Source organism: Mycobacterium sp. WUMAC-067 (assembly GCF_020217485.1).
GTDB lineage: Bacteria > Actinomycetota > Actinomycetes > Mycobacteriales > Mycobacteriaceae > Mycobacterium.
In genome coordinates, this window is the sequence record NZ_JAEKMI010000187.1 from 1 (window position 1) to 526 (window position 526).

The 526-nt window shown below is 68.1% G+C and carries 1 protein-coding gene; it reads left to right on the forward strand.

The genetic code is table 11. The annotated features are described in order from the left end of the window. Positions 1-415, forward strand: a 415-nt coding sequence (locus tag JF781_RS28150; RefSeq protein ID WP_225330688.1) for a class II aldolase/adducin family protein, incomplete at its 5' end; no start/stop codon positions are given. Positions 416-526 lie beyond the last annotated feature (111 nt).

A 526-nucleotide genomic window follows, 5' to 3' on the forward strand; every position in this document is an offset into this window, starting at 1 on the left:
CCCCCCGCAGGTCGTGGCCGCCGACTTGGCAGGGCTCGCTATCCGGCCGATCGTCGGGGCGTTCGACATCCCGGGCACCCGCCTGGCGGCAGACGGAATACCCGTCTACCCCAGAGGAGTGCTCGTGCGAAACCGCGAGCTCGCAGCGGAAATGCTCGACGCCATGGGCGATCGGCCCGTGGTGCTGCTGCGCGGACACGGCCTCACCAGCGCGGCGCCGACGATGGAGCAGGCGGTCCTCCAAGCCATCAGCGTAAACACCTTGGCAGGCCTGTCGCTTCAGATCACAGCAGCCGGAGGGCAGCTGCACGACCTTCCCGGTCCCGACATGGCGGAGCTGCCAGATCTCGGAGGGCCGTTCAACATCGCGACCGCCTGGCGACACGAGCTCGCCCGGCTGAGCGTCAGCCCATGAAGCCGGCCAGCGCGGCAGTGCCGACAGTCCCGCCGACGCTGGGTACGATACAAGGCATGCGATCGACAGAGACAGAAGACGGATCCAAATACGGTCCGCCGCCGCAATACC